1 pseudogene is annotated in these 245 nt (G+C 73.1%); it reads left to right on the top strand.

The window, feature by feature from the left end:
* Positions 1-232, top strand: a pseudogene (locus R0J87_RS23475) (hypothetical protein); the annotation flags it as partial.
* Between the last annotated feature and the right edge of the window lie 13 nt (positions 233-245).

Raw genomic sequence — 245 nt, 5'->3', positions numbered from 1 at the left:
GTTCACCTCGCTCGACGTCGAGGCCGCGGCCCAGCTGCGCGAGGTCGTGCGCGAACAGCGCGGAGCCACCACGACGATCCTCGTCTCGCACGGCATCCTCGACGCCCAGGCTCTCGCGGAGCGGCTGGTGATCGTGCAGGCCGGGCGCATCGTTCAGGATGCCGCCGTCGCCGAGGTGCTCGCCTCCCCGGCGACTCCCTTCGCGGCCGCCGTCGCCGATTCAGCACGCTGACGCGGCCTCCCGA

It is taken from the genome of Halomonas sp. SIMBA_159 (genome assembly GCF_046536035.1).
In the GTDB taxonomy this organism is placed as follows: domain Bacteria; phylum Pseudomonadota; class Gammaproteobacteria; order Pseudomonadales; family Halomonadaceae; genus Vreelandella; species Vreelandella venusta_A.
This window is presented reverse-complemented; position numbering and strand designations above follow the sequence as displayed.